This window comes from uncultured Tateyamaria sp. (assembly GCF_947487805.1).
Classification (GTDB): Bacteria; Pseudomonadota; Alphaproteobacteria; order Rhodobacterales; family Rhodobacteraceae; genus Tateyamaria.
The window spans coordinates 136,705-162,529 of record NZ_CANKXW010000005.1 but is presented as its reverse complement, the minus strand read 5'-3'; the positions used below and the strand labels follow the sequence as shown (position 1 = coordinate 162,529).

Annotated in this window: 26 protein-coding genes; 7 read left to right on the top strand and 19 right to left on the bottom strand. The window is 63.8% G+C overall.

Translation table 11 applies throughout. From position 1 onward, the window contains the following. Positions 1-56: 56 nt before the first annotated feature. Positions 57-2,180 (bottom strand): methylmalonyl-CoA mutase, encoded by a 2,124-nt coding sequence (gene scpA / locus Q0949_RS13685; RefSeq protein ID WP_299373218.1) that lies wholly within the window; start codon positions 2,178-2,180, stop codon positions 57-59. Then, on the bottom strand, positions 2,137-3,078 hold the full coding sequence (locus Q0949_RS13680) for a hypothetical protein (RefSeq protein WP_299373215.1): 942 nt from the start codon (positions 3,076-3,078) through the stop codon (positions 2,137-2,139). Before Q0949_RS13680 ends, scpA begins: the two co-directional genes overlap by 44 nt. 145 nt (positions 3,079-3,223) lie before the next feature. Here Q0949_RS13680 and Q0949_RS13675 point away from each other — a divergent pair, with 145 nt between their 5' ends. Further along, positions 3,224-3,667, top strand: coding sequence for a DUF4174 domain-containing protein (locus Q0949_RS13675; protein ID WP_299373212.1), 444 nt, complete (start codon positions 3,224-3,226; stop codon positions 3,665-3,667). A gap of 66 nt (positions 3,668-3,733) precedes the next feature. On the opposite strand, the gene Q0949_RS13670 is transcribed toward Q0949_RS13675, so the two are convergent. The 10 genes from Q0949_RS13670 to Q0949_RS13625 all read right to left on the bottom strand — a co-directional run bounded on the left by Q0949_RS13670 (position 3,734) and on the right by Q0949_RS13625 (position 10,703). Beyond that, the gene (locus Q0949_RS13670) at positions 3,734-5,755 is read right to left on the bottom strand and encodes an acetyl/propionyl/methylcrotonyl-CoA carboxylase subunit alpha (protein WP_299373209.1); all 2,022 of its coding nucleotides are present in this window, start codon (positions 5,753-5,755) and stop codon (positions 3,734-3,736) included. Between the two features lie 105 nt (positions 5,756-5,860). After that, a complete protein-coding gene (locus Q0949_RS13665; protein WP_299373206.1) occupies positions 5,861-6,064 on the bottom strand; it encodes a hypothetical protein in 204 nt (67 codons plus the stop codon). Between the two features lie 391 nt (positions 6,065-6,455). Beyond that, positions 6,456-6,815, bottom strand: coding sequence for a hypothetical protein (locus tag Q0949_RS13660; protein WP_299373203.1), 360 nt, complete (start codon positions 6,813-6,815; stop codon positions 6,456-6,458). A 60-nt stretch (positions 6,816-6,875) separates the two neighbouring features. Further along, entirely contained in the window at positions 6,876-7,022 is a 147-nt protein-coding gene (locus tag Q0949_RS13655) for a hypothetical protein (protein WP_299373200.1), read from the bottom strand. 190 nt (positions 7,023-7,212) lie between these two features. Next, positions 7,213-7,557, bottom strand: a complete 345-nt coding sequence (locus Q0949_RS13650; RefSeq protein WP_299373197.1) for a DUF6497 family protein — start codon at positions 7,555-7,557, stop codon at positions 7,213-7,215. 143 nt (positions 7,558-7,700) lie between these two features. Then, the gene (locus Q0949_RS13645) at positions 7,701-8,096 is read right to left on the bottom strand and encodes a cupin domain-containing protein (protein WP_299373194.1); all 396 of its coding nucleotides are present in this window, start codon (positions 8,094-8,096) and stop codon (positions 7,701-7,703) included. Next, positions 8,093-8,431 carry a hypothetical protein gene (locus tag Q0949_RS13640; RefSeq protein ID WP_299373191.1) on the bottom strand — a complete coding sequence of 113 codons (339 nt, stop codon included), beginning with the start codon at positions 8,429-8,431 and terminating at the stop codon, positions 8,093-8,095. The genes Q0949_RS13645 and Q0949_RS13640 overlap by 4 nt, the downstream gene beginning before the upstream one ends. Next, a complete protein-coding gene (locus Q0949_RS13635; RefSeq protein WP_299373188.1) occupies positions 8,428-8,844 on the bottom strand; it encodes a RidA family protein in 417 nt (138 codons plus the stop codon). The genes Q0949_RS13640 and Q0949_RS13635 overlap by 4 nt, the downstream gene beginning before the upstream one ends. Before the next feature lie 12 nt (positions 8,845-8,856). Continuing rightward, positions 8,857-9,114, bottom strand: a complete 258-nt coding sequence (locus Q0949_RS13630) for a Rho termination factor (RefSeq protein WP_299373185.1) — start codon at positions 9,112-9,114, stop codon at positions 8,857-8,859. Positions 9,115-9,170: 56 nt separating this feature from the next. Then, positions 9,171-10,703: an acyl-CoA carboxylase subunit beta gene (locus tag Q0949_RS13625; RefSeq protein ID WP_299373182.1), complete on the bottom strand. Its 1,533-nt coding sequence runs from the start codon at positions 10,701-10,703 to the stop codon at positions 9,171-9,173. Positions 10,704-10,882: 179 nt separating this feature from the next. Here Q0949_RS13625 and Q0949_RS13620 point away from each other — a divergent pair, with 179 nt between their 5' ends. Continuing rightward, entirely contained in the window at positions 10,883-12,100 is a 1,218-nt protein-coding gene (locus Q0949_RS13620) for a multidrug effflux MFS transporter (protein WP_299373178.1), read from the top strand. A gap of 65 nt (positions 12,101-12,165) precedes the next feature. Next, a complete protein-coding gene (locus Q0949_RS13615; RefSeq protein ID WP_299373175.1) occupies positions 12,166-13,566 on the top strand; it encodes a helix-turn-helix transcriptional regulator in 1,401 nt (466 codons plus the stop codon). Here Q0949_RS13615 and Q0949_RS13610 read toward each other — a convergent pair. The 6 genes from Q0949_RS13610 to Q0949_RS13585 form a co-directional block, all read right to left on the bottom strand. Beyond that, positions 13,563-14,213, bottom strand: a complete 651-nt coding sequence (locus Q0949_RS13610) for a thermonuclease family protein (RefSeq protein ID WP_299373172.1) — start codon at positions 14,211-14,213, stop codon at positions 13,563-13,565. The two genes, Q0949_RS13615 and Q0949_RS13610, sit on opposite strands and share 4 nt — an antisense overlap. Positions 14,214-14,267: 54 nt before the next feature. Further along, positions 14,268-15,917, bottom strand: a complete 1,650-nt coding sequence (gene betA, locus Q0949_RS13605; protein ID WP_299373169.1) for a choline dehydrogenase — start codon at positions 15,915-15,917, stop codon at positions 14,268-14,270. Positions 15,918-16,026: 109 nt separating this feature from the next. Further along, positions 16,027-17,484 (bottom strand): betaine-aldehyde dehydrogenase, encoded by a 1,458-nt coding sequence (gene betB / locus Q0949_RS13600; RefSeq protein WP_299373166.1) that lies wholly within the window; start codon positions 17,482-17,484, stop codon positions 16,027-16,029. A gap of 41 nt (positions 17,485-17,525) precedes the next feature. Continuing rightward, positions 17,526-19,034, bottom strand: coding sequence for a choline-sulfatase (gene betC, locus Q0949_RS13595; RefSeq protein ID WP_299373163.1), 1,509 nt, complete (start codon positions 19,032-19,034; stop codon positions 17,526-17,528). Further along, on the bottom strand, positions 19,031-19,606 hold the full coding sequence (betI, locus tag Q0949_RS13590) for a transcriptional regulator BetI (protein WP_299373160.1): 576 nt from the start codon (positions 19,604-19,606) through the stop codon (positions 19,031-19,033). The genes betC and betI overlap by 4 nt, the downstream gene beginning before the upstream one ends. 70 nt (positions 19,607-19,676) lie before the next feature. After that, positions 19,677-20,579 carry a DMT family transporter gene (locus Q0949_RS13585; RefSeq protein WP_299373157.1) on the bottom strand — a complete coding sequence of 301 codons (903 nt, stop codon included), beginning with the start codon at positions 20,577-20,579 and terminating at the stop codon, positions 19,677-19,679. 281 nt (positions 20,580-20,860) lie between these two features. Between Q0949_RS13585 and Q0949_RS13580 the strand changes: the two genes are divergently transcribed. After that, the gene (locus Q0949_RS13580; protein ID WP_299373154.1) at positions 20,861-21,097 is read left to right on the top strand and encodes a hypothetical protein; all 237 of its coding nucleotides are present in this window, start codon (positions 20,861-20,863) and stop codon (positions 21,095-21,097) included. 89 nt (positions 21,098-21,186) lie between these two features. Here the strand turns inward: Q0949_RS13580 and Q0949_RS13575 are convergent, their stop codons facing one another. Further along, the gene (locus tag Q0949_RS13575) at positions 21,187-21,933 is read right to left on the bottom strand and encodes a YebC/PmpR family DNA-binding transcriptional regulator (RefSeq protein WP_299373151.1); all 747 of its coding nucleotides are present in this window, start codon (positions 21,931-21,933) and stop codon (positions 21,187-21,189) included. 179 nt (positions 21,934-22,112) lie between these two features. On the opposite strand from Q0949_RS13575, the gene Q0949_RS13570 reads away from it, so the two are divergent. The 3 genes from Q0949_RS13570 (at position 22,113) to Q0949_RS13560 (ending at position 25,816) form a co-directional block, all read left to right on the top strand. Next, positions 22,113-23,060: a glutathione S-transferase C-terminal domain-containing protein gene (locus Q0949_RS13570; protein ID WP_299373148.1), complete on the top strand. Its 948-nt coding sequence runs from the start codon at positions 22,113-22,115 to the stop codon at positions 23,058-23,060. A 52-nt stretch (positions 23,061-23,112) separates the two neighbouring features. Further along, entirely contained in the window at positions 23,113-24,885 is a 1,773-nt protein-coding gene (locus Q0949_RS13565) for an SLC13 family permease (RefSeq protein ID WP_299373145.1), read from the top strand. Between the two features lie 73 nt (positions 24,886-24,958). Beyond that, positions 24,959-25,816, top strand: coding sequence for a bile acid:sodium symporter family protein (locus Q0949_RS13560; protein WP_299373142.1), 858 nt, complete (start codon positions 24,959-24,961; stop codon positions 25,814-25,816). Positions 25,817-25,825 lie beyond the last annotated feature (9 nt).

The following is a 25,825-nucleotide window of genomic DNA, read 5'->3' as shown; positions in this document are numbered from 1 at the left end:
CAGCCTGCCGCGAAACTGCACGTTGGCGCGGCGGGCCGCAAGGCCGGATGCGGGGGTCAGCCCGCCCGCAGGATCGTCAGGATCTCTTGTGCGGCATCGGGGATGTTGGTGCCGGGCCCAAAGATCGCCTTGACCCCCGCATCATAGAGGAACTGGTAATCCTGCTGCGGGATCACCCCGCCACAGATCACGATGATATCCTCTGCGCCTGCGTCCTTGAGGGCCTGCACCAGCTGCGGTGCCAGTGTCTTGTGACCTGCGGCCTGGGACGAAATACCAACCACGTGCACGTCATTGTCGACCGCATCCTGTGCGGCCTCTGCCGGGGTCTGGAACAGTGGGCCCACATCGACGTCGAACCCGATATCGGCAAAGGCGGTGGCAATCACCTTGGCACCGCGGTCGTGGCCGTCCTGGCCCATCTTGACCACCAGCATCCGCGGGCGGCGGCCCTCGGCCTCGGCGAAATCCTCGACCGATTTCTGGATCGCGGCAAAGCCTGCGTCGCCTTCATAGGCGGCACCATACACACCGGCGAGCGTCTTGACCTCGGCCCGGTGCCGTCCGAACACTTTTTCCATCGCCATGCTGATTTCTCCCACCGAGGCGCGGGCGCGGGCGGCCTCGACCGCTGCGGCCAACAGGTTGCCATCCGATTGCGCGGTTGCCGTCAGCGCATCGAGGGCGGCCTGACACGCCGCCTCGTCCCGCTCGGACCGGATCCGGTCCAGCCGCGCGATCTGCGCGTCGCGCACGGCGGCATTGTCGATATCGAGGATGTCGATCTCGTCCTCTTTCTCGAGGCGGAACTTGTTGACGCCGACGATCACCTCGTCGCCCTTGTCGATCAGCGCCTGACGGGTGGCGGCGGCCTCTTCGATGCGCAGCTTGGGCATGCCGGAGGCCACGGCCTTGGTCATGCCGCCCATCTCCTCGACCTCTTCGATCAGTTTCCACGCCTCTTCGGCCAGATCATGGGTCAGCTTTTCCACGTAATAGGAGCCTGCCAGCGGGTCGACCACGTTGGTCACACCCGTCTCGTTTTGCAGGATCAGCTGCGTGTTGCGTGCGATGCGTGAGGAGAATTGTGTCGGCAAACCAATGGCTTCGTCGAAGGAATTGGTGTGCAGCGACTGCGTGCCGCCCAGAACCGCGCTCATCGCCTCGAACGCGGTGCGCACGACGTTGTTGTAGGGGTCCTGTTCCTGCAAGCTGACACCGGAGGTCTGGCAATGGGTGCGCAGCATCGAGGATTTGGGGTTCTTCGGCTCAAATTCGGACATGATGCGGTGCCACAGGAGACGTGCGGCGCGCAGCTTGGCTGCTTCCATAAAGAAGTTCATGCCGATGGCGAAAAAGAACGACAGACGCCCGGCGAACGCGTCCACATCCATGCCCCGCGCGATGGCGGCGCGCACATATTCGCGCCCGTCAGCAAGGGTGAATGCCAGCTCCTGCACCAGGTTCGCGCCCGCCTCCTGCATGTGGTAGCCCGAGATGGAGATCGAGTTGAACTTGGGCATCTCGGCACTGGTATATGCGATGATGTCCGCGATGATCCGCATCGAGGGTTCGGGCGGGTAGATATAGGTGTTGCGGACCATGAACTCCTTGAGGATGTCGTTCTGGATGGTGCCGGACAATTTGGCCTTGTCCACGCCCTGCTCCTCGCCCGCGACGATGAAATTGGCGAGGATCGGGATCACGGCACCATTCATCGTCATGGACACGCTGACCTTGTCCAACGGGATGCCGTCAAAGAGGATCTTCATGTCCTCGACGCTGTCGATGGCAACGCCGGCTTTGCCCACGTCGCCCTGCACCCGGTCGTGATCGCTGTCATAGCCGCGGTGGGTGGCCAGATCGAAGGCGACCGACACGCCCTGTTGGCCCGCATCCAGCGCACGGCGGTAAAAGGCGTTCGATTCCTCGGCGGTGGAAAAACCCGCATATTGCCGGATGGTCCAGGGCCGGCCCGCATACATCGTAGCCTTGACCCCGCGCGTGAACGGCGCCTCGCCCGGAATGGTGCCCAGATGATCGAGCCCGTCGAGATCCTCCGCCGTGTAGACGGGGGCCACGTCGATGCCCTCCAGCGTCTTCCATGTCAGATCTTCGACAGGCCTGCCGCGCAGTTCAGCTTCCGCGCGGCTCCGCCATGCGTCTTTCTTGCTTGTCATGTCCTCGTCCTCTTGTCAGCGGACCGTGCGGCGGGGTTTGCCCCGCGCGTGTGTGGTCCAATTCCTCTGTCAGTGTTGCCAGACCGTCCGCCCCGGCCACCAGCCACAGCATGTCGTCGGCATAGGCCTCGCGCAGGGCCGCGCGGGCGGCGATGTCAAACGGGGTCCAGCGCCCGGCACCGGCGGTGATCTGGTCAGGGTCTTCGCCCCGGTCCACCAGAATGGCGCGCAGGTCATCCGCACTGGGTGCGCGGTTGAGCCGGTCGGCTGCGTGATCCACGGGCGCGGGGGCCCCGGTCGCAAGGGTCAGCATCGTGTCGGGCCGGGCCGCCGCGGTCTCGAACGGGGCGACGATGATCCGCGCGCCGGGGGCGGCACAGGCCACATCGGTGATCACATCGCGCCACGTGCGCGCGGCCAGTGCGATCTGCATCGCGCAATCGGGGTCGGGCACGCCATGCCCCCGCGCCACGCCGTAGGCGGCGGCAGAGGCCCAATAGTGGTCAAGCGCGCGCACCGTGAGGACGACCGTATCCACCGTCCCGTCAAAGGCACAGACATAGCGGGAGAACCGTTCGCCCACATCCGCATAGAGCGTCCGGCTGCGCAGGTTGCGGCGCACCGATCCCATCATGTTCTCGTCACTGACGACCAATGTGTGCGTGCCGTTCTGGCGCGCCCGCGCCAGTTGCAGCTGGATGCGCCCGCGCGCGCGCTGCGCCGCCGTACCGCCCAGTCCGGGCACCGGCTGGATGCCCGCAAACAGACCCTTGCGCGTGCGCGCAGGCCCCCAGAAACCGACGCCCTGCCCCTGCAAGGTGCCTGACTGTTCACGCATATACGACTGAAAGCTGGTGGTGCCGGTGCGATGGGCACCGATATGCAAAATGACCTTCATGCTTGCCTTTCTGGCTCTGCCTTCCGAACGGATCGGCGCGCAGGCTGCCACGGCAGGGCTTGAAGAGCGATTAAAGCTAAAATTGACGTCATCGCCCGTCGCAATCGCGGAAAAAGCCGCTACATTGATGCCAACAGGAGACCATATGAAACAGATACTACCTATTGTTTTCGCAGGGCTTTTGGGCGGCTCACTGGCGGCGGCGGAGGGCGACACCACGTCCCCTCCGACGATTTTTCTGGAGCAGGATGTGACGGATTTGAGCGAATTTGTCTGGGAAAAGCGACCCATCATCGTTTTCGCCGACAGCCCCAACGATCCGAGTTTTGCCCAGCAGATGGACCTGCTGCGCGACCGCGCCCAGGAGCTTGCCGAGCGGGATGTGGTCGTGCTGACCGATACGGACCCGGCGGCCGAGGGCGCGCTGCGGCTGAAACTGCGGCCGCGCGGGTTCATGCTGGTGCTGATCGGCAAGGATGGCGGTGTCAAGCTGCGCAAACCGTTCCCGTGGGATGTGCGCGAGCTGAGCCGGACCATCGACAAGATGCCCATGCGGCAACGCGAAATCCGCGACCGGCGCGACAGCTGACCGGCCCGTGACACCACGGGCCGCGCGGGCGTCGGAGATATCGCAAGCGCGCAAGGCATCGAGGGATTACTCGAACTCCATGATGACATCGTCCACGGCCAGGCTGTCGCCCGCGCCCGCGTTGATCTTGGACACCACGCCCTTTTTCTCGGCGCGGAGGATGTTTTCCATCTTCATCGCCTCGATGGTGCACAGGGCCTGCCCTTCCTGTACTTCGTCGCCTTCGCTGACGTCGATCTTGACCACCAATCCGGGCATCGGGCAGAGCAGCATCTTGGACGTGTCGGGCGGCGTCTTTTCGGGCATCAGGCGGGCCAGTTCGGCCTGACGCGGGGTGCGCACATGGACCTTGAGGTCCGCGCCGCGGGTGCGGATGCGAAAGCCCCCCGACACCTTGCCGACCTTGAGCACCAGTGCGGCACCATCCACGGTCATTTCCGCCAGTTGATCCCCCGGCGTCCACGCCCCCGACACCCGCAGCGCGGATCCATCCGCAAAGGCCACGGTAGCTCCGTCGGGATCGGCGTCGATCTGCACGTCAAAGGACTGGCCCTGCAAGGTCACGTTCCAATCGCTGCCCACTTTGCGTTCGTGATTGTCCATCCGGCCCGACACGCGCGCGCGGCGGATTTCGGCCACTCGGTGCATCGCGGCACAAGCCGCAGCCACCCGCGCCAGTTCGCCGTCGGGCAGTATCACGCCCTGGAACCCGTCGGGATATTCCTCTTCGATAAAGGCGGTGGTCATGTCGCCGCTCACGAATTTCGGGTGATCCATCACGGCGCTGAGGAAGGGCAGGTTGTGGCCGATGCCTTCGACCTCGAAACTGTCCAGCGCCACACGCATCGCTTCGATCGCGGTCGCACGGTCTGGGCCCCATGTGCACAGCTTAGCGATCATGGGATCGTAATACATGCTGATCTCGCCGCCCTCGTAAACGCCGGTGTCGTTGCGCACGACGATGCTGTCGGGCACGACGCCGGGGGTATAGCTGGCGGTTTCGGCGGGGGGACGATAGCGCGTCAGACGCCCGATGGACGGCAGGAACCCACGATAGGGGTCCTCGGCATAAAGCCGGTTCTCGATGGCCCAGCCGTTCAGTTTCACATCGTCCTGGGTGATGCTCAGCGGCTCTCCGGCGGCGACGCGGATCATCTGTTCCACAAGGTCGACGCCGGTGATCAGCTCGGTCACCGGGTGCTCCACCTGAAGGCGCGTGTTCATCTCGAGGAAGTAGAAATTCTTGTCCCCGTCCACGATGAATTCGACCGTGCCCGCGCTGGCATAGCCCACGGCCTTGGCCAGTGCGACCGACTGTTCGCCCATCGCGCGGCGGGTGGCCTCGTCCAGAAACGGGCTGGGGGCCTCTTCGACGACCTTCTGGTTGCGGCGCTGGATCGAACATTCGCGTTCGCCCAGATAGATGCCGTTGCCATGTGTGTCACACAGCACCTGGATCTCGATGTGGCGCGGCTGGGTCACGAATTTCTCGATGAAAATCCGGTCATCGCCAAAGGAATTGGCCGCCTCGTTCTTGGAGCTTTGAAACCCTTCGCGCGCCTCGGCATCGTTCCACGCGATCCGCATGCCCTTGCCGCCACCGCCAGCAGAGGCCTTGAGCATGACCGGATACCCGATCTCGTTCGAGATCTTGACCGCCTCGTCCGCGTCCTCGATCAGGCCCATATAGCCGGGCACGGTCGACACATTGGCCTCCTGCGCGATCTTCTTGGAGGTGATCTTGTCCCCCATACTCTCGATCGCGCCTTTGGGCGGGCCGACAAAGGCCACACCGGCGGCGTCCAGCGCCTCGGCGAACTTGGCGTTTTCGGACAAGAAACCATAGCCGGGATGCACGGCCTCTGCGCCGCTGGACTTGATCGCCTCCATCACCTTGTCGATAACGATATAGGACTGGTTGGCGGGCGGCGGGCCGATATGCACGGCCTCATCGGCCATCTGCACATGCAGCGCCTTGGCATCCGCATCCGAATAGATGGCGACCGTGGGGATCCCCATCTTGCGCGCAGTCTTGATCACACGGCAGGCAATTTCGCCCCGGTTGGCAATCAGCAGTTTCTTGAACATGGGGCCTCACTTGGTTGGGTCGTCAGACGCAAAACGCCGCTGCGCCCGGGGGCGCAACGGCGTTGCAATGGATCAGTCACCCGGCGTACCGGGCGCGGTGTGGGTTCAGCAGTTCGCGATGTCGAGTTCGCAGGCCAGCACGTTGCCTGCCGCGCCAACGGCGGCACCTGTGACAACATTGCCGCTTGTGACCGCGGCTGCACCGGCGCCAACGGCACCGCCAATGACGGCCTGTTCGCCGACCGTGTCACCACAGGCGGCAAGGCCCAGCAAAGCTGCAATCGCAAGGGCACCAGTTTTCGAACGCATGACGGATCTCCTGAGTTTGTTCGTGTTCTAGGTACCGCAACGCGCCTTGTGCACAATAGTTCCGTGGCCGCCGGCGAAAACTGCGCAAAAGGCCGCCGAACCATGACAGGATCGGAGGAAAAGCGCCGCAGGGCGTGCAGGGATCGGGGGTGCGCAGGGTGCAAAAAAGTGGTGGGCAACGACGCAGCTTGCGATGCGGGTTGCCCACCAGGGGAAGGGGTACGGAAATGGTACTGAACGGCGGGAAAAACCTGGGGAACCGCCGTTATGGGACCAGCATCACACAGGCCAGCCGCCCCTGCACAGCGCAATATCGGGTCACGGGAAAAATGAGCCGAGTTTCGCCAAATCCGGGAATCCGTTGGCAGAGAAGCGCCGACAACCGTGTGCCTCATGCACCTGCACTCCCGTCAAATGCCTCGGGAAAGGACGCGCGCGCCAACCCCTCGTCAATGACGAGCAGCGCCTCGTAATCCGCCGGGTCAAATGGATCGGTGGCCGGTTTGACCTCGCGCCCGAACAGCCATGACAGCCGCCCTGCATCCAGGTTTCCGCGCTCGAAAGGGGCATCGCCGAACTGCGCCCAGAGTGCCGCCATAAATGCCGCATCCGCGCGTTTGTCCGCCGGTCTGCGATCGGCAAAGCGTTCGCGCCGCGTGATGGCGGTCACCCCTTTTGGGTTCGGTCGGCGAATGGTGAACTGGAAGTCTGTTCCGGCCAGACGGCCTGGAAACCCGCGATGTTTCAGCATGCGCCGACCCCCGCGGTCAGGGGCGTCAGGACGGGCCGTCCAGCGGCCCGTCCTGTCGTATTACTTGAACTTGCCGGTGTGGACAGGCTCTTGGCTGATGGGCTCGGGCTCAACAACCACGAACTCTTCTGTGGTGTTGTTGCGGCCGCACGCGGCAACCAGAACCATGAGGCTAACCATGCCCAATACTTTGATGTTCTTCGACATCTGTCTCTCCTGTAGTCAACATTTGGACGCACCATGCGGTACGCCCCCTGCGAGGTAAGGTGGTCTTGGGGACCCCTCGCCGCCGATATACGCGATTTTGACGCCAAAAGAAACGGCGCAGCAAAGGCTTGCGCGGGTTGTGGCCGCAAAGCATCAGGGGCCGCGGCGCGGATTGGTACGAATTGCGACACTACAACATCTCCCAGACACAGGCATCGCCCGTGATACGAAAGGCTTCGATAAACTGCGTGGCGTCGGGATCTGCCTGCCCGAAGGGCACCGTTCGATCCATGAGCGTGATCACCACCACGTCCGCCGTCAACGCATGATCGGCCAGATAGGGCCGCGCCACGGCGTCACATAGATGCGCGAAGTCGCCCTCGGCATCCGTATAGGTCACGGTGCCGGTCGCGCGCGCAATCTGGGGGGCCAGGAACCGGAACCGCAGCCATGCCTCTCCGCCCACATCGTCGATGAGAACCTCGGACAGGGTCAGGTCCTGCCCCGACGGGACCGATTGTGCAGTTGCGGGCATTCCGGACAGGATCAGGGCCAGCGTAGCGCAACCCCGGACCCATTCCCGTTGCCAGGTCCGAGCTCCTCCCTCCGGGGCTGCTGTGCGCGCGGTGATAATCCGTCGCACTGTTCTACGCGGCGATATACGCGTCCGTTGGGGCGTCATGGTGCATCTTCTTCTTGCGTTGTAAAGTCCGCAGGTGAGGTGATTTCGATCAATTCCAGGTCGTCGGAGTGCCGGACCTCTCGATGGACAATGCCCGGAGGTTGCAGCACACAGGAACCTTCGCGCAAAACGTGTTCGCCCTGCCCTTGGTACTCGAACACGACCCAGCCTTTGGTGACATAGACCAGCTGGAAATCCAGATCATGGGAATGCCATGTGGCGCGGCTTTCCATCCCCGGAACGGCGCGGATCACGTGGGCAGAGAACTTGCCGCCCGTCGCGTCCGGGATGCCCATGTGCCGGTATTCGAAAAACGGCCGCAGCCCGGCCCCTTCAAAGGCGCTGTCATCCGCGTGGCTGATGGCAAAGGCCTGCCCTTTCCAAAGCGTCATGTCGTTCCTCCTGCATGCGCCGTCCAGCGCGCCCGGTTGGCCGGGCTGTTCAAAACGGCCGTTGCGCGGTCAAACACCGCCTGCGGGATCGGCCCCGGCGCGCGCCCACCGGCGGTGACGGCCCAGCCCTCGGGTATGGGGTCGAGACGGATCACAGGCGAAAATCCCCGCACATTCTGCAAGGCGCGCCACAGGTCCTGCCGGATCTGATGGGCCAGCCGTACCGGTGCCACGCGCGGCAGCACCGTCTGCACGCCAAATTCCAGCCGTGGCGGCAACTGGCGGCACAGCGTCACGCTGTCGCCATCGCGCAGGATATGCCAGCCCTTGCTCATGCCGCCCCACTGTCCCCGCGGGGACGCCGCGCCACGCAGTCGATTTCCACCAGCGCCCCAACGGCCAGGGCAGTGACGCCCACGGTAGTGCGCGCAGGGCGACGGTCGGCCGGGAAATAGGTCTGATAGGTGTCGTTGAACGCGGCATAGTCCCGCTCGAACGCGGTCAGATAGGCGCGGCATTGAACGACATGGCTGAGGTCCAGCCCAACGCCTTTGAGGACAATCTCGAGATTGTCCATCACCCGCCGCGTCTGCGCCGCAACCCCATCGGGCAAAGGCGCGTCCGGCGCGTCGGGGTCCGTGGGCATCTGCCCGGTCAGGATCACCCAGCCATCGCTTTCGACGGCATGGGAAAACGGGGCGACAGGACGCGGTCCGCCTGAGATCATGTGAAAGGCGGTGTCAGACATGGCGCGCTCGCCTCAATGGTTGCGCAAAGCCTTGATCAGCGCGTCCTTGTCCATGTCCGAACGGCCCTCGATGTCCAGTTCCTGCGCGCGTTCGTACAACGCATCTTTGGTCCATTCCTCGTAGGGCGGCGCCTTGCCCCCCTTCTGCGACGGTGACTGATCGTCCGAGGCTTGCGCATTGGCAATGCGCGCCGCCTTTTCCTTCGACGCGCCATCTGCGCGCAGCGCTTCGTACGTCTCTTCGTTTTTGATGCTTGGTCGATCGGCCATGACGCCCTCCTTTTTCAAGGAACGCGTGCCTGCACAAATCAGTTCCTGCCCGCATATCAGAGGGGGATGTTGTCATGCTTCTTCCACGGGTTCTGTAGCGACTTGCCACGCAACGACGCAAAGGCGCGGCTGACGCGGCGGCGGGTGGAGCGGGGTTGGATCACCTCGTCGATGAACCCTTTTTCCGCCGCCACGAAGGGGTTCGCGAACCGGTCCTCGTAATCCGCCGTGTGCGCCGCAATCTTGTCGGCGTCGCCCAGATCGGCGCGGTGGATGATCTCTGTGGCACCCTTGGCGCCCATCACCGCGATCTCGGCAGTGGGCCAGGCATAGTTGAAATCGCCGCGCAGGTGCTTGGACGCCATCACGTCATAGGCCCCGCCATACGCCTTGCGGGTGATCACCGTGACCTTGGGCACCGTCGCCTCGCCATAGGCGAAGAGCAGCTTGGCCCCGTGCTTGATCACGCCGCCATATTCCTGAGACGTGCCAGGCAGGAAACCGGGCACGTCGACCAGCGTCAGGATCGGGATTTCGAACGCATCGCAAAAGCGCACGAACCGCGCGGCCTTGCGGCTGCTGTCAATGTCCAGACACCCGGCCAGCACCATCGGCTGGTTGGCCACGACACCCACGGTCTGCCCCTCAAGGCGGATGAAACCGGTGATGATGTTCTTGGCGAAATTCTCCTGGATCTCGTAGAAATCCGCCTCGTCCGCGACCTTGAGGATCAACTCCTTCATGTCATATGGGGTGTTGGCGTTGTCCGGCACCAGCGTGTCGAGCGATGCCTCGATCCGGCCCGGTTCATCAAAGAACGGGCGCACAGGCGGCTTTTCGCGGTTGTTCAGCGGCAGGAAGTCGACAAGGCGGCGCACTTCGGCGAGCGCCTCGACGTCGTTTTCGAACGCGCCGTCGGCGACGCTGGATTTCTTGGTGTGGGTCGATGCGCCGCCCAGTTCTTCGGCGGTGACAACCTCGTTGGTGACCGTCTTGACCACATCGGGGCCGGTCACGAACATATAGGACGTGTCCTTGACCATGAAGATGAAGTCGGTCATCGCCGGGCTATACACCGCACCACCCGCGCAGGGGCCCATGATCACGCTGATCTGGGGCACGACACCGCTGGCCATGATGTTGCGCTGGAACACCTCGGCATAGCCCGCGAGCGATGCGACACCTTCCTGGATGCGCGCACCGCCCGAGTCGTTGATGCCGATCACCGGCGCGCCGTTCTGCATCGCCATGTCCTGGATCTTGCAGATCTTCTGGGCGTGGGTTTCGGACAGCGACCCGCCAAAGACGGTGAAATCCTGACTGAAGACATAGACCATGCGGCCGTTGATCGTACCCCAGCCGGTGACGACGCCGTCACCCGCGGGCTTTTGCGATTCCATGCCGAAATCGGTGCAGCGGTGGGTGACGAACATGTCGAATTCTTCGAAAGAGCCCTCGTCGAGCAGCAGCTCGATCCGTTCACGCGCCGTCAGCTTGCCCCGCGCATGCTGGGCGTCGATCCGTTTTTGTCCGCCGCCCAGACGCGCCTCGGCGCGCCGCGATTCCAATTCGGTCAGGATATCTTTCATGCTGTCCCCGCTGGTGATTTGCGCCACCATATAGGCGGATGCGCGCCGGGTGAACGGCCATTCGGAATATTTGCAAATCAGTTTCCAAGAATGATTTGCAAACTGCAAACTCGCAAAGCACACCTGACCGTGCATAACTGCACTGGACAGTTCACTTATCGCGACTTACCTCCTCGGATATGCAAGACGCGCCCAAGGTCCGGTTTCTGGATCGCACCACTCCGCCACATATCGCGACGCTCATCCTGCTGGCCGGGGTGTCGGCGATGGTCATGAACATGTTCCTGCCCAGCCTGCCGCGGATGACCGAGTATTTCGACACCGAATACAAGGTGATGCAGCTGTCGGTGGCGCTGTACCTGGCCGTGTCGGCCATCATGCAGACGATCATCGGGCCGATCTCGGACAATCTGGGGCGGCGCAAGGTGCTGATGTGGGGCATTGCCCTGTTCATGCTGGCGACGCTGTGCTGCATCTATGCGCCGAATGTCGAAGTCTTTCTGTTTTTCCGCATGTGCCAGGCGGTGATTGCGGTGGCCATGGTGCTGAGCCGGGCGGTGATCCGGGACCTGTATGACCAGGATCAGTCGGCATCGATGATCGGCTATGTCACGATGGGGATGGCGATTGTGCCCATGGTCTCCCCGGGTCTGGGCGGACTGCTGGACGAGGCGCTGGGGTGGAAATCGGTCTTCTGGTTCTTCTTTGTCACGGGCGGTGTGCTGCTGTGGCTGGTCTATGCCGACCTTGGTGAGACGGCCAAGGTGTCGTCCAAGTCACTGATCGGGCAGTTCCGGGAATACCCCGAGTTGCTGCGTTCGCCGCGGTTCTGGGGGTATTCGCTGGCCGCCGCGTTCTGTTCGGGATCGTTCTTTGCCTATCTCGGTGGCGCGCCGTTCGTGGGCACGCAGGTGTTTGGCATGTCGCCGGCGGAACTGGGCCTCTATTTCGGCGCTCCGGCCATCGGGTATTTCTTTGGCAACTGGGCCAGCGGCCGGTTTGCCACCACCTACGGCGTGAACAAGCTGGTGCTTTGGGGCTGTCTGGCCAATGGGTTCGGCACCTTCGTGTCGTTGATCATCTTTTTGGCGGGCCTCGGGACACCGCTGACCTTTTTCGGGATGATGACTTTTGTCGGCCTCGGCAACGGGTTGGTTATTCCGAACGCGACTGCGGGCATGTTGTCGGTGCGCCCGCATCTGGCGGGCACCGCATCCGGTCTGGGCGGGGCGATCATGATCGGCGGCGGGGCCGCGCTGTCGGCGCTGGCGGGTTTCCTGCTGACGCCGGAAACCGGGGCCTATCCGCTGTTGTTGATCATGTGCACGGTGGGGGTCTGCGCGCTGGTGTCCATCGCTGCGGTCTATCGCCGCGAACGGCGGCTGGCACGGGCGTGAGGGTTGCGCGCGGCGCTTTGCAAACCTAGCATGACCATACTGCAAATCTGCAAAGATGGATCATCATGGCCGCCCCGAAACTTTATGCCGGTGCCAAGCTGCGCGAAGTGCGCACGCGCGTCGGGCTGACGCAAAAGGACTTTGCCGCCAAGCTCGGCGTGTCCCTGCCCTATCTCAACCAGATGGAAAACAACAACCGGCCCGTCAGCACCGCCGTGGTGCTGAACCTCGCGCAGGAATTCGGGCTGGATGTGACCGAGCTGAGCTCGGGCGATGGTGAACGGCTGGTGTCGGATATGCGCGAGGCGCTGGCCGACCCGGTGTTTTCCGGTGACATGCCGCCGGTTGCGGATCTGCGGCTGGCCGCGTCGAACGCGCCTGCGCTGGCTCATGCCTTTCTCGATCTGCACCGCGCGTACCGGCAGACCCATGAACGACTGGCCTCGCTGGACGAGGCCCTGGGCCGCGAAGACGCCCGCGCCCGCCCCAGCCCGTGGGAGGAAGTGCGGGATTTCTTTCACTACTGCGACAACTATATCGACGCGGTGGACCGGGCGGCCGAACATTTTGCCACCGCCGAGGGGCGGCACCAGAATATCCGTGTGGCGGCCGTCTCTGCCTTGTCCAACATCAACGTCAAGGTCGCTTTCACCGACACCGACACCCTGCGCCGCTTTGATGCAGAGGGCGGCGTGCTGCACATCTCGACCCGCGCCACACAGCAAAGCCAGACGTTCCAGATGCTGTTGCAGGTGGCCCTGTTGCGGCAGGACCCATTGTTGGAAGCGACGCTGGATCTGGCGCGGTTCCACAGCGACGAGGCGCGCGCCATCGCCAAGATCGGTCTGGCCAATTACTTTGCCGGGGCTGCTCTGATGCCCTACGCCGCGTTCCAGGCGGCGGCCCAGCGTACCCGGCACGATCTGGAGCAGCTGGCCACGGGCTTTGGCGCCTCGATCGAGCAGGTGTGCCACCGGCTGTCCACTTTGCAGCGCCCCGGTGCCAAGGGCATCCCGTTCTTCTTTGTCCGCGTCGATCAGGCCGGAACCATCACCAAGCGCCACTCGGCCACCCGGCTGCAATTTGCGCGGTTCGGCGGGGCGTGCCCGCTGTGGAACGTGCACCGCGCCTTTGAACAACCCGGCCAGTTCCTGCGCCAGCTGGCCGAGACGCCGGACGGTGTCCGTTATATCAGCCTGGCCCGTGATGTGTCCAAGACCGCCGGACGGTTCGGGGCACCGGTGCGGCGCTATGCCATTGCGCTGGGGTGCGAGGTGAAGCATGCGCCCGATCTGGTCTTTGCCGACGGGATGGACATCGCGCGCGACGCGGCGTTCGAGCCCATCGGCATTTCGTGCCGCATCTGCGAGCGCAAGCAGTGCCATCAGCGATCGGTGCCGCCGCTGGAGCGGCAATTGTCGGTGGACCCTGATGTGCGCGGCGTGCTGCCTTATGCCGTCAACTAGCGGCGTGCGGCGCGCCAGCCCGCCTTGCGCGCCTGCGCCTCGGAACAGAACCACCGTTCGCCGCGCGCCTCATTGATGCCGGTGCGTTCATAGAATTCCTGCCCCGGCACGTGAAAGATCTGGCCATTGGCCGAGATGTTGCCCTTGATCCGGCAGCGGGGGTCCGGCGGAATGCGCCCCTTGGCACGGGTCACGCGGAACTGTGCGGGCGATTGCACGCGAAACCCGTGCAGGCCGCGGTCGGTGACATAGGCGGCCTTTTCTTCGAGATCATAGTCCATGCCATAGCGGCGATAGGCAAAAGCCCAGCCCTGCGACACGATCTCGGCCCCCATGTCGACGCCATTCACCGTGCATTTGGCCACCGTGCGCCCATGACGGTCAGTGTCGAGGCGTTCGCAGGTCGCGTGCTGTCCGCCAAAACGCGCGGCCACCTGCGCCGAGGCCCACTGCCCGCAGGCAAAGGGCAGCCCGTGTTCGGTGGTGCAGGACTGGTCCTGTTCCGGCGCATCGATGGCGTGCAGACGGACGCGTGTGGCCCCGACATCAACCGTGTCCGCGTCGATCACGCGCACGGTGCCGGCAATGTCGGCTTGGGCGAAAACGGGCAGCATGGCCAGAACAAGGGCGGAACAAACTCTTAACATTTGGTTAATCTGGGGGCGGCGCCCCCGGATTGCAAATGCGAAATCCGCTCTTGCTTAACGCTGTGACGTTTCCCAGTCGGGGTGCAGCCACGGCGCGTCGTTGCTGCGCGCCAGCGGGTCGCGGCCCAGAATGTGATCGGCCATCTTTTCGCCCGTCATGATGGACGGCCCGTTCAGGTTGCCATTGGTGATGCGCGGAAAGACGGAACTGTCCACGACGCGCAGACCGTCCGCGCCGATCACCTGCCCCTGCGGATCGACTACCGCCATCGGATCTGACACGGCCCCCATCTTGCAGGTGCCACAGGGGTGATAGGCGCTTTCTGCGTGCTCGCGGATAAACCCGTCCAGTTCATCATCCGATTGCAGCGCGGCACCGGGCTGGATCTCGTGTTTGACAAAGGGGGCAAACGCCTCCTGGGCAAAGATCTCGCGGGTCAGGCGGATGCAGGTGCGGAAATCGTCCCAGTCCTGATCCGTGCTCATGTAATTGAAACGGATGACCGGATCCTCGGCCGGATCGGATGACCGCAAGGTCACCGCCCCACGCGAGGGCGAGCGCATCGGCCCAACATGCGCCTGGAACCCGTGCCCCTCGGCGGCGGCCTGCCCGTCATAGCGCACGGCAATGGGCAGGAAGTGGTACTGGATGTCGGGATAGGGCACACCCGCACGGCTGCGCACAAAGGCCGCGCTTTCGAACTGGTTCGACGCGCCGAGGCCTGTGCCGGTGAACAGCCACTGCGCCCCGATCACCGCCTTGGACAGGAGGTTCCAGTGTTTATAAAGCGTGATGGGCTGGCTTGCCGCCATCTGGATATAAAGCTCCAGATGGTCCTGAAGGTTCGCACCGACACCCGGACGGTCCGCCACGACGTCTATGCCGTGCTCTGCCAGATGTGCGGCGGGGCCGACGCCCGACAGCATCAGGATCTTGGGCGAGTTGATGGACGAGGCCGCGAGGATGACCTCGCGCCGGGCCCGGACTATAGTGCCGCCCGCAAGGGCCACGCCGACGGCCCGGTGATCCTCGAACACCACCCGTTCGACCAGCCCCCGGACCAGATCGCAATTGGCGCGTTTCAGCGCGGGCTTCAGATAGGCATTGGCCGCAGACCAGCGCCGCCCCTTGTGCACCGTCTGCTCCATCGGACCAAAGCCTTCCTGCTTTTGCCCGTTATAGTCGTCGGTGGCCTCGTACCCGGCCTGTTTGCCCGCGGCGACAAAGGCCGAAAAGAGCGGGTTGTCGCGCGGCCCACGGGTGACATGAAGCGGCCCGTCCGTGCCGCGCCAGCCCGGATCGCCGCCATGGCCGTTGCTGTCCCAGCTTTCCATCCGTTTGAAATAGGGCAGCACATCCGCATAGGCCCAGCCATCGGCACCGGACTCGGCCCAGTGATCGTAGTCCATCGCGTGGCCGCGCACATAGACCATGCCGTTGATCGACGACGACCCGCCGATGACCTTGCCGCGCGGGCAGGCCAGACGGCGGTTGTTGAGATGCGGCTCGGGCTCGGACTTGTAGCCCCAGTCATAGCGTTTCATGTTCATCGGGTAGGACAAAGCGGCAGGCATCTGGATGAACGGGCCCGCGTCCGTGCCGCCATGTTCAATGACAAGCACGGATTGCCCGGCCTCTGCCAGCCGGTAGGCCACGGCACAGCCCGCAGACCCGGCCCCGACAATGACGTAGTCAGCTTCCATTATCGACCTCTCGGATCACGGCGACAGATAACATCCAAGTACCCCGCCCTTTTTCGGCGAGACGGGGTGGGTGGGTGGGCGGCTTGCCGAAAAAGGGCGTCCCGACCCATCAAAATGGCGCCTCAAGGTCGCCCATGCGCACATAGACCGACTTGAGTTGGCTGTAGTGTGCGATGGCGGCGCTGGAATTTTCACGCCCGACACCCGACTGTTTGGACCCGCCAAACGGTGCTTCGACCGGCGCGTCATTGTAGGTGTTGATGTAACAGGTCCCGGCCTCGAACCCGGCGGCCACACGGTGGGCGCGGGCCAGATCGCGGGTGAACACACCCGCCGCCAGTCCGAATTCGGTGTCATTGGCGCGCGGCATCACCTCGGCCTCGTCCTCGAAATCCAGCACGGCCATCACGGGGCCAAAAATCTCTTCGCGGGCGATGGTCATGTCATCGGTCACATCCGCAAAGACGGTTGGCTCGAGATAAAATCCGGGCCGGTCAAGGCGCGCGCCGCCATAGACCAGCCGCGCGCCCTCGTCCTGGCCCTTGGCGATATAGCCCTGCACGATCTCCATCTGCCGGGCACTGACCATCGGGCCAAAGCTGGTCGCCGGATCCTGCGGGTCGCCGATCACTGCATCCGCCAGACGTTCGGCCAGCCGGGCAAGAAAGGCGTCCTTGATGCCCTTCTGGACAAAAACCCGGGTGCCGTTGGAACAGACCTGACCCGAGGAATAGAAATTGCCCAGGATCGCGCCGGACACCGCATTTTCCACATCGGCATCGTCAAAGATGATCAGGGGTGATTTGCCGCCCAGCTCCATTGTCACGTGTTTGATACCGGCTGCCGCAGCGGCATAGACCTTGCGGCCCGTGGGCACCGACCCGGTCAGCGACACCTTGTCGACGCGCGGATCACTGACCAGCGCCGCACCCACATCGCCCAGACCCTGCACCACGTTGTAGACGCCAGCGGGCGCGCCCGCCTCAAACAGGATCTCGGCCACCTTCAACGCGCAAAGCGGCGTGGTCTCGGACGGTTTGAACACCATCGTGTTGCCGCAGGCCAACGCGGGCGCACCTTTCCAGCTGGCGATCTGGGTGGGGTAATTCCACGCGCCGATGCCCACGCAGACACCCAGCGCCTCGCGGCGGGTATAGACCCAATCCTCGCCCAGCTGGATGTGCTGGCCGGTCAGGGTGGCGGCCATGCCGCCGAAATATTCAAGCGCGTCCGCGCCGCTGGTGGCGTCGACCACGCTGGTCTCCTGATAGGGTTTGCCGGTGTCGAAGGTTTCAAGCACCGACAGGTCGTGGTTGCGTTCGCGCATGATGTCGGCAGCGCGGCGCAGGATGCGGCCCCGTTCGGTGCCGGTCATCGCGGCCCAGGCCGCTTGTGCCGCGCGCGCGGAGGTCAGGGCTTGGTCGATGATGGCGGGCGTGGCCGAGTGCACGCGGCCGATCACCTCGCCCGTGGCAGGATAAATCACGTCAATGGGCGTGCCTGCGGTGTCTTCGACGTACTTTCCGCCGATGAAGTGGCTGGCGGTGGGTTGGGTTGGATAGGTCATGATTGCCTCCGGCAGGCATATTTTCTGGAACAATGAAGGGGCTATTCGCCTCGGGGGAACCGCTGGTTTTCCTCGAGCACGTTGAGATCCATGTGGTTGCGCATGTAGCGTTCGGAGGCCTTTTGCAGAGGCTGGTGGTCCCAGGGGTAATAGCCACCCTGCCGCAGCGCCTCGTAGACGACCCAGCGGCGCGCCTGACTGGCGCGAACATCCGCGTCGAAGCGGTCGAGATCCCAACGGGCCTCGGCCTTGGCCTGCAACTGGGACAGCGTGCCCTGATGGGCAGGTACATCCGCAAGGTTGGTCAGCTCGTGCGGGTCGGCGTCGAGGTCAAAGAGCTGGTCGGGATCCAGAGCGCAGCGGTTGAACTTCCACTTGCCATAGCGCAGCGACACCATCGGGGCATAGGAGGCCTCTGCCGCGTATTCCATGGCGACGGGTTCGGTCCGGGGGGTGCCTTGGCCTTGCGGAACGAGGCTTTGGCCCGTGGTCCAGGGCATGACTTCGGACATGTCGACTCCCGCCAGATCGCAGAGCGTCGGGCAGACGTCGATATTGCTGACCGGGTCGGTCACAAGGCTTGGCGTCATCGATGGTGCTGCGATCATCAGGGGCACCCGTGCAGAGCCTTCGTAGAAGGACATCTTGAACCACAGCCCCCGCGCGCCCAGCATGTCGCCGTGGTCTGAAACGAAGAGGATGATGGCCTCTTGGCGGGTGCCTTCGAGGGCGGTCAACACCTCGCCGATCTTGTCGTCGAGATAGGAGATATTGGCGAAATAGGCGCGGCGGGACCGGCGGATGTCTTCGTCGGAGATGTTGAAGTTATCGCGGTCGTTGGCGTCGAGGATGCGTTGCGAATGCGGGTCTTGGTCTTCGTATGGGATTGGGCCGACCTCTGGCATCAGGTGGTCGCAGTCCTCGTAGAGGTCCCAGTATTTCTTGCGCGCCACGTATGGGTCGTGCGGGTGCGTAAAGCTGACCGTCAGGCACCAGGGGCGCGCGTCATGGCCCCGGCCCAGATCGTAGATCTTGCGCGTGGCGTGGTAGGCGACCTCGTCGTCATATTCCAGCTGGTTGGTGATCTCGGCCACGCCTGCGCCTGTGACGGACCCCATGTTGTGATACCACCAGTCGATGCGCTCGCCCGGTTTGCGATAGTCGGGCGTCCAGCCGAAATCAGGCGGGTAGACATCGGTGGTCAGCCGTTCCTCGAACCCGTGCAGCTGATCGGGGCCAACAAAGTGCATCTTGCCCGAGAGGCATGTCTGGTAGCCCGCGCGGCGCAGGTGGTGGGCGTAGGTCGGGATCGACGAGGCGAACTCGGCTGCATTGTCGTAGACGCCCGTGGCGCTGGGCAGTTGCCCGGACATAAAGGCAGCGCGCCCCGGCGCACAGAGCGGCGAGGCGGTATAGGCATTGCGGAACCGCGTCGAGCGGGCCGCCAGCGCCTTGAGATTGGGGGCATGAAGCCAGTCGGCGGGGCCGTCGGGAAACAGCGTGCCGTTCAGCTGGTCGACCATGATGATGAGGATGTTGGGTTTGCTCATGTCCGTGCTCCGGTCAGGGTGTCGAGGGCGCGCAGGGCCGTGGCTTGCGCCGTTTGCGCGGAGGCGTCACCGCCCAGGGCCGCGCGCAAATAGAGCCCGTCGATCAACGCGCCAAGTACGGCGGCGTCGTCTTCGGGCGCCGTGCTGATGGGGCGCAGGGCGTGCGTCAGGTTAGACCGCAGGCGGCGTTGGTAGAGATCGAGCAGCCGCTGCGTGTCGGCGTTGGTTGTCGCCTGCGCATAAAGCGTCATCCACGCACTGACTGTGCCGGGGTCGAAACAGGACGGCGCAAAGCTGGCAGCAATCAGCGCCTCGGCACGTGCACGCGGCGTGCGCGCGGATTTCAAAGCGACAACGACCTCTTGGCCAAAGTCGCGCAGGATCTGGCGCATGGCCGCGAGGAAAATCTGGTGCTTTCCGCCAAAGTAGTGATGCGCAAGCGCCGTGGACATGCCCGCCCGTTTGGCGATCTGTCCCACCGTAACGTCCAGCGATCCTGCCGCACCGATCTCGGCAATCGTCGCTTCGACCAGGGCGGCCCGCCGGATCGGTTCCATTCCCAGTTTTGGCACGTCGCATCCCCTCACATCGCGTTTCGCGCAGATGTGGGGGTTTTTTATTGATCAGTCAATCAAGAAAAGATCAGAGCTTGGTCGCGGGGCTGGGCGGAGTGATGGCGCCGCGCTTCAGCACGGCCTCGCGCCAGGTGATGAAGGTTACCGATGCAAGGATCAGCGCACCGCCCAAGATCACCCAGATGTCCACCGGCTCGGCAAAGACCAAAGCGCCCAGCAGCACCGCCCAGACCAGTTGCAGGAAGGTGATCGGCTGCGTCACGGTGACGGGGGCCGCGGCAAAGGCCATCGTCATCGTATAGTGGCCCGCGGTCGCAAAGCACGCCACGAGGAACAAGAGCCCCAGATCCCCCCAGCTGGGCGTGACCCAGTCGGCCAGCGCAAAGGGCGCCAGACCGATGGTGACAAAGATCGACAGCATCGCGACGACCACGGCGGGCTTGGCCTCGTCCGCCATGATCTTGGCCAGCAGGTAGGACCCGGCAAAAGTGACCGCACAGAACAGCATGGCGATATGGCCGGGGGCGACCTCTCGGAACCCCGGGCGCAGGATCACGGCCGTGCCGATCAGCGCCACGGCAATGGCCGCGATCCGGCGGGCCGCCAGCTTTTCGCCCAGAAACAGCGCCGCACCGATGCTGACATAGACCGGCGCGAGGTAGTTCATGGCCGTCACCTCGGCGATGGGGATGCGCGTCATGGCGTAAAACCACAGGATCACGCCTGCCGAATGAAAGACGCCGCGCAGGGTGAACAGCTTCCATTGGCGCGGGGTCAGGTGCGCCGAGCGCACCGCGGGCAACATCGGCAGCAGGAACACCAGCCCCAACAGATAGCGCAGGAACGCCGCCTCGGCCGGGGGCACGCGCGGGCCCATGTATTTGACGAGTGCTGTCACGGCCACGAAACACAAGCCTGTGACAAGCATCCAGAAGATGCCTTTGAGCGGGGTCTGAGGGTGGGTGGTCATGGGCCATCAATGCGGATTCGCCGAGGCGCTTGCAAGCCCGCGCCCGTACCCCGCACCCCAGCTATTCGATTTTTGCACAGCAGAGTTGCACGGATGAACGGCGCAATTCGCTTGCTGCATACCTATTTGGATGTCACACGACACATCCCGCAACGATGGCGGGGCGACTACTGCCAGCATTTGACAGCTGACACGGTTATCACGGTGATCTGATATTTGATGATTGGCGTATACTGTTTCAGACCCCATATGCTGGTCAACGATAACAAGGATGCATTCAAATGCTCGACTCGACACATACCGTTGATCTGACCAAGCAGGACCTTGAGCTGATCGAAGCCGCGTTGCAGACGCAAGAGAAAATCCTGTCGGTTCAAAGCCGTGCAGGAGGAAGTGCTGCGCGCACGCGGCTCAATGATCTCAAGGGCCTGATGCGCCGCTTGCGTCGCCAGACCCCTGCCCCCAACGCAGGCTGCACGCAAAGCTGGAGCCAGGTGGCAAGACAGCTCTTTTTCTGATCGCGAACCCGCGACTTCTGACAGGCACGAAAAACGCCGCCTCTGGTGACAGGGCGGCGTTTGGCATTTCTTAAAGGGCCATGTGAGGCTTATTCGTCCAGCTGCGCCATCACTTCATCGCTCGCTTCGAAATTGGTGGTGACCTGCTGGACATCGTCGTCGTCTTCCAGCGCATCGACCAGCTTCATCAGCTTTTGCATGCCTTCCAGATCCATCTCGGTCGTGGTGGTGGGGCGCCAGACCAGTTTGGTCGAGTCCGACTCGCCCAGTTCCGCCTCGAGCGCGTTGGACACATCGTTGAGGTCGGTATCCGCGCACCAGATCACGTGGCCATCCTCGGACGATTCGACATCCTCTGCCCCGGCCTCGATCGCGGCCATCATCACGGTGTCCGCGTCGCCCACATCCGCCGGATAGCTGACAGCCCCCTTGCGGTCGAACATAAAGCCGACGCTGCCGGTTTCACCGAGGTTGCCGCCGTTCTTGGTAAAGGTCGAGCGGACCGTCGATGCCGTGCGGTTGCGGTTGTCGGTCATCGCCTCGACGATCACCGCCACACCATTGGGGCCATAGCCCTCATAGCGGATTTCCTCGTAATCGTCCCCGTCGCCCGCCTGGCTCTTCTTGATCGCGCGGTCGATGACGTCCTTGGGCACCGAGTTGGACTTGGCCTCCTTGACGGCCAACCGCAGGCGGGGGTTCTTGTCGGGATCGGGGTCGCCCATCTTGGCGGCGACGGTGATTTCCTTGGACATCTTGGAAAACAGCTTGGCCCGGATCTTGTCCTGCCGGCCCTTGCGGTGCTGGATGTTCGCCCATTTTGAGTGGCCTGCCATGAGATGCCTCCTGTCTGCTGCGTCTGCAAGAACATGTGCGGAAAATTCGTTCCGCGTTGCTATAGGACATCCACTCCCGCAGGGGCAAGCCCGCCTTGTGCAGCCACGCACGCCCCGTGCGCGTGGCGCGGTGCGCAGCGGGTGCTATCGTCGGGGCATCCAGCAAGAGGACTGCGCATATGGGCGTGATGATCAACGGCACCTATCAGGTCGAGGACCCAGGCCCCGACACGCAAAAGGGCGGTGCATATGAACGCGCGAAATCCACGCTGCGCCACTGGATCACACCAGAAGGACCGTTCACGCCCGAGCCGGGCCGCTATCACCTCTTTGTGGCGTGGAACTGCCCGTGGGCCCACCGCACGCTTCTGACCCGCGCCGTGCTGGGTTTGCAGGACGCCATCTCCATCAGCGTCGCGAAACCCGCACGCACCGACCAGGGATGGGTTTTTGACACGGACGGCGCATTTGCCGACGCCGTGCTGGGCGTGACGGCAATGCACGAGGTCTATTCCCGCCAGCGCCCCGCCTATACCGGGCGCATCACCGTGCCCGTTCTCTGGGACACGCAGACCGGCACCATCGTCTCCAACGAAAGCGCGGACATCACGCGCATGCTGTCGCTGGCCTTTGATCCCGCGCGGCGTCTTGTGCCCCGCGGCCTGGAGGCCGAGATTGACCGATGGAACGACCGCATCCACAGGGACATCAACAATGGCGTCTACCGCGCCGGGTTTGCCCGCACCCAAGGGGCCTATGACAGCGCGGTCACCGGCCTTTTCGATACGCTGTACGCACTTGACGCGCATCTGGCCACGCACAGCACCTTGGCAGGCGGGCAATTGACCGAGGCCGACCTGCGCCTCTTTCCCACTTTGGCCCGGTTCGATGTGGCCTATCACTATGCGTTCAAATGCAACCTGGCCAAGCTGAGCGACCTGCCGCATCTGTGGGACTATGCCCGCGCGCTTTATGCCGCGCCCGGGATTGCGGACACGGTCAAACCGGAGATCTACAAGGCCGGATACTTCTCGCGCTCCGACCTGCGCAATCCGCTGGGGATCGTGCCCAAAGGCCCGGTGGTGGACTGGACGGCGCCGACGCAGCGGCAGATCACCCTGCCCTGAGTGCGTCAGAAACCGCTGGTGCCGCCCCTGCCCCACGCCTAACGTGGCGCGCATGACGACAGACCAGATCATCCTCTTTTCGCTCTTTGGCACCGTCTTTGGCCTGCTGCTGTGGGGGCGGTTTCGCTATGATATCGTGGCCTTTTCCGCGCTAATGGCCGGTGTCGTGCTGGGGGTTGTGCCCAGTGCCGACGCGTTCTCTGGCTTCGGCCACCCGGCGACGCTGGTGGTGGCGCTGGTTTTGGTCGTGTCGGCCGGTCTGGTGCGGTCGGGGGCGGTGTTCCTGATCACGCGGACGCTGGTCGATGCCAGCCGCAGCCTTGGCGCGCATATCACCCTTATGGGGGCCATCGGCGGCGTGCTGTCGGCCTTTATGAACAACGTGGCAGCACTAGCCCTGCTGATGCCCGTCGATATCCAGACCGCGCGCAAGGCGGGCCGATCACCGGGGCTCAGCCTCATGCCGCTCAGCTTTGCCACCATACTGGGCGGTATGGTGACGCTGATCGGCACGCCGCCCAACATCATCATTGCCACCATCCGCGAGGACAGCCTCGGCGCACCGTTCCGCATGTTCGACTTTGCCCCCGTGGGCGGGATTGCGGCGATCGCGGGTCTCGCCTTTGTTGCGCTGGTGGGCTGGCGCTTCATTCCCGACCGCGACACCGGGTCCGCCCCGGACGAGGCGCTGTCGGAGTACATCGCGGAACTGACCGTGCCCGAAGGGTCCAAACAAATCGGCACCCGCGTAGGCGAGATGGAGGAGGACGCGGAAAAGGCCGATGTCGCCATCATCGGCCTCGTGCGCGACGGCCAGCGCCGCTATGGCCGCGCCCGCAACGCGCAACTGCGCGCAGGCGACGTGCTGGTGCTCGAGGCCACACCCGACGCGCTGGACGAATTCCGCACCGCAACCGGTCTGGCGGTGGCGGATGCCAAGCGCGAGGAAAAGCTCAAGGCCGCGGGCGACGGGGTTGAGATCATCGAGGTGGTTGTGACCGACCAGTCGCGCCTGATCGGGCGCACGGCCCAGTCCGTCGGCCTCAGCTGGCGGCAGTCCACGGTGCTGATGGGGATCTCGCGCGGCGGAACACGCGTCACCAAACAGATCCGCAAGACCGAAATCCGCGCAGGCGATATCCTGCTGCTACTGGTGCCGCGCGATACCGGCACGGATGTGACGCAATGGCTGGGCGCGCTGCCCCTCGCCGAACGCGGGCTGGCGGTAACGGCGGATGACAAGGTCTGGCTCGCCATCGGCCTCTTTGCCGCGGCGGTGGCGGCGGCGAGCGTCGGGTTGCTCTACCTGCCCATCGCGTTGGGTCTGGTCGTGGTGGCCTATGTGCTGTCCAAGATCGTCCCTCTGTCGGAACTCTATACCCATATCGAATGGCCCGTGGTGGTCCTTTTGGGGTCAATGATCCCGCTGGGGGCCGCATTGGAAAGCTCGGGCGGCACCGAACTGATCGCAGGCTGGCTTGTCACCCTGACAGCGGGCATGCCCGCATGGGCGGTGCTGACCGTGCTGATGATCGTCACGATGAGCCTGTCGGATGTCCTCAACAACACCGCCACCACCATCGTCGCGGCACCCGTGGGCATCCAGATGGCGCAGACGCTGGGCGTGTCGCCCGATCCGTTCCTGATGGCGGTGGCTGTGGCGGCATCCTCGGCGTTCCTCACGCCCATCGGGCACAAGAACAACACGCTGATCCTCGGGCCCGGCGGCTATCAGTTCGGAGATTACTGGCGCATCGGCCTGCCGCTCGAGGTGATCGTGGTCGCTGTCTCGATCCCCGCCATCCTCGTCTTCTGGCCGCTGTGACGCACGCTTCCCATGCGTCAACGTTGCGCGATCCGAAAAAACGCGGCTAACCTGGACCAAGGGAGACGGTCACATGGATATTCTGATCAACGTGGTGCTGCCGCTGTCGCTGGCGGTGATCATGCTCAGCCTCGGCGTCGGGCTTACCTTCGCCGATTTCGGGCGCGTGCTGCGCATGCCCAAGGCCTTTGCCATCGGCGCGGTGGCACAGGTGGTGGTGCTGCCGATCGTGGCATACGTGACCGTACTGACCTTTGGCCTCAGGGCCGAAATCGCGGTTGGCGTCATGTTGCTCAGCTTTTGTCCCGGCGGGGTGACGTCGAACATGGTGTCGCGACTGGCGCGGGGGGACGTGGCGCTGTCGGTGTCACTGACGGCGGTGATCAGCCTGCTGAGTATTCTGACCGTGCCGGTGCTTGCGGCGTGGACGGTGGTGCATTTCATGGGTGCAAGCGCGCCGGATGTCAGCGTGACGGATCTGGCCATCGCCATGTTCCTGATCACGACGCTGCCCGTGCTGATCGGTGTGCTGTTCCGCCACTTTGCTCCGGGTGCCGCGATGGCGATTGAGCCGTTCCTCACCCGTCTGGCAACGCTGCTGTTCCTGCTGATCGTGTTGGCGGCGCTGGCGGGCAACTGGGGCATCTTCGTCGAAAACCTTGCCGATATCGGCCCCGCGCTGATCGTGCTCAACCTCGTGTTGCTGATCCTCGGTCTGGCGATTGCACGTGGCGCGGCTCTGGCCTGGAACCAGGCCAAGACCGTGTCCATCGAAACCGGCATTCAGAACGCGACGCTGGGCATCACCATGGCCGCGCTGATCTCGGGCCAGACCGACGGGTTCAGCACCATGGCCCTGCCCTCTGCCGTCTATGGCATCACCATGTACCTCGTCGCGGCGCCTTTCGTGATCTGGTTTCGCAACCGCTAAAGGACCGCC

Excerpts from the sequence above, each read along its gene's own strand:
- Q0949_RS13655 (WP_299373200.1), bottom strand. The coding sequence starts at position 7,022 with ATGTCGAAGAACATCAAAGTATTGGGCATGGTTAGCCTCATGGTTCTG.
- Q0949_RS13645 (WP_299373194.1), bottom strand. The coding sequence starts at position 8,096 with ATGACGCTTTGGAAAGGGCAGGCCTTTGCCATCAGCCACGCGGATGAC.
- Q0949_RS13560 (WP_299373142.1), top strand. The coding sequence starts at position 24,959 with ATGGATATTCTGATCAACGTGGTGCTGCCGCTGTCGCTGGCGGTGATC.
- Q0949_RS13675 (WP_299373212.1), top strand. The coding sequence starts at position 3,224 with ATGAAACAGATACTACCTATTGTTTTCGCAGGGCTTTTGGGCGGCTCA.
- Q0949_RS13610 (WP_299373172.1), bottom strand. The coding sequence starts at position 14,213 with ATGTTAAGAGTTTGTTCCGCCCTTGTTCTGGCCATGCTGCCCGTTTTC.
- betA (WP_299373169.1), bottom strand. The coding sequence starts at position 15,917 with ATGGAAGCTGACTACGTCATTGTCGGGGCCGGGTCTGCGGGCTGTGCC.
- Q0949_RS13625 (WP_299373182.1), bottom strand. The coding sequence starts at position 10,703 with ATGAAAGATATCCTGACCGAATTGGAATCGCGGCGCGCCGAGGCGCGT.
- Q0949_RS13665 (WP_299373206.1), bottom strand. The coding sequence starts at position 6,064 with ATGCGTTCGAAAACTGGTGCCCTTGCGATTGCAGCTTTGCTGGGCCTT.
- Q0949_RS13570 (WP_299373148.1), top strand. The coding sequence starts at position 22,113 with ATGGGCGTGATGATCAACGGCACCTATCAGGTCGAGGACCCAGGCCCC.
- Q0949_RS13635 (WP_299373188.1), bottom strand. The coding sequence starts at position 8,844 with ATGTCTGACACCGCCTTTCACATGATCTCAGGCGGACCGCGTCCTGTC.
- Q0949_RS13680 (WP_299373215.1), bottom strand. The coding sequence starts at position 3,078 with ATGAAGGTCATTTTGCATATCGGTGCCCATCGCACCGGCACCACCAGC.
- Q0949_RS13660 (WP_299373203.1), bottom strand. The coding sequence starts at position 6,815 with ATGCTGAAACATCGCGGGTTTCCAGGCCGTCTGGCCGGAACAGACTTC.
- Q0949_RS13650 (WP_299373197.1), bottom strand. The coding sequence starts at position 7,557 with ATGCCCGCAACTGCACAATCGGTCCCGTCGGGGCAGGACCTGACCCTG.
- betC (WP_299373163.1), bottom strand. The coding sequence starts at position 19,034 with ATGAGCAAACCCAACATCCTCATCATCATGGTCGACCAGCTGAACGGC.
- Q0949_RS13670 (WP_299373209.1), bottom strand. The coding sequence starts at position 5,755 with ATGTTCAAGAAACTGCTGATTGCCAACCGGGGCGAAATTGCCTGCCGT.
- Q0949_RS13640 (WP_299373191.1), bottom strand. The coding sequence starts at position 8,431 with ATGAGCAAGGGCTGGCATATCCTGCGCGATGGCGACAGCGTGACGCTG.
- Q0949_RS13565 (WP_299373145.1), top strand. The coding sequence starts at position 23,113 with ATGACGACAGACCAGATCATCCTCTTTTCGCTCTTTGGCACCGTCTTT.
- betB (WP_299373166.1), bottom strand. The coding sequence starts at position 17,484 with ATGACCTATCCAACCCAACCCACCGCCAGCCACTTCATCGGCGGAAAG.
- Q0949_RS13620 (WP_299373178.1), top strand. The coding sequence starts at position 10,883 with ATGCAAGACGCGCCCAAGGTCCGGTTTCTGGATCGCACCACTCCGCCA.
- Q0949_RS13580 (WP_299373154.1), top strand. The coding sequence starts at position 20,861 with ATGCTCGACTCGACACATACCGTTGATCTGACCAAGCAGGACCTTGAG.
- scpA (WP_299373218.1), bottom strand. The coding sequence starts at position 2,180 with ATGACAAGCAAGAAAGACGCATGGCGGAGCCGCGCGGAAGCTGAACTG.
- Q0949_RS13615 (WP_299373175.1), top strand. The coding sequence starts at position 12,166 with ATGGCCGCCCCGAAACTTTATGCCGGTGCCAAGCTGCGCGAAGTGCGC.
- Q0949_RS13575 (WP_299373151.1), bottom strand. The coding sequence starts at position 21,933 with ATGGCAGGCCACTCAAAATGGGCGAACATCCAGCACCGCAAGGGCCGG.
- Q0949_RS13585 (WP_299373157.1), bottom strand. The coding sequence starts at position 20,579 with ATGACCACCCACCCTCAGACCCCGCTCAAAGGCATCTTCTGGATGCTT.
- Q0949_RS13630 (WP_299373185.1), bottom strand. The coding sequence starts at position 9,114 with ATGGCCGATCGACCAAGCATCAAAAACGAAGAGACGTACGAAGCGCTG.